The organism is Caldisalinibacter kiritimatiensis, from assembly GCF_000387765.1.
GTDB classification, from domain to species: Bacteria; Bacillota; Clostridia; order Tissierellales; family Caldisalinibacteraceae; genus Caldisalinibacter; species Caldisalinibacter kiritimatiensis.
Map to the genome: position 1 here is coordinate 1 of NZ_ARZA01000214.1, position 709 is coordinate 709.

Genomic DNA, 709 nt, shown 5'->3' on the forward strand with positions numbered 1-709 from the left:
TATGAGTGATATATAAAATTTAATTATTTGAATCAATTCATCAACCATTTTATGTAAAAAATTTTTTTGTTTTTTTGACTTATGGTTGATTTTTTTATGTCTAAATTGTTCTTATATAGTATAAGACGAAACAAGTTGGCCAACAGAGAGAGTCTTATAAATAAAAATATTATATAAGGGGAGATTAATTATGGGTAGAAGAGAAGAATATATTGACACACTTACGTTAACAAAAGATGAGCTATATAAAGCTAGAAGAGCACAAGCTGAAATAAGAAAAAATGGTTTTATACAGCCAGATGAATCTAAACTTGTAGAAGGCTTAACAGCTTTTACAACAGTTTTATCACTTATGTTTAAATTACCAACTCCAGTAACGTTAGCAGCGGGAGTCATTTCAGCAGTAGGAAGTATGATCCCAAGTGAAATTGATACTTTAACCAGCGTTTCTCACGATGGAGAGGATTTTTTAGATGAAGTTTATGATTTTCTGTACGATAATCCAGAGTACGATCTTGTAGAAGTAAAATTGCCATTTCTTGAATTTATTGATGAAGGTTTTAGAATTGTTCAGGGTGAAGGAATAGTTACTGGAGTACGAATCGCTGGAAGTGGATGGATTTTATTGTAAAAACTCAAATCAACAAAGTGGTGTTTATGATAAATTAAAATTACCCTAGTATAATAATTGAAAAATCCCCTAGAGGAA

The 709-nt window shown here is 30.3% G+C and carries 1 protein-coding gene; it reads left to right on the forward strand.

The genetic code is table 11. The features are described from left to right. The first annotated feature begins 190 nt into the window (after window positions 1-190). Window positions 191-631, forward strand: coding sequence for a hypothetical protein (locus L21TH_RS09790; RefSeq protein ID WP_006314992.1), 441 nt, complete (start codon window positions 191-193; stop codon window positions 629-631). Window positions 632-709 lie beyond the last annotated feature (78 nt).

What these genes read in the sequence shown, in the direction of transcription:
- L21TH_RS09790 (WP_006314992.1), top strand. Translation starts at nt 191, where the DNA reads ATGGGTAGAAGAGAAGAATATATTGACACACTTACGTTAACAAAAGAT.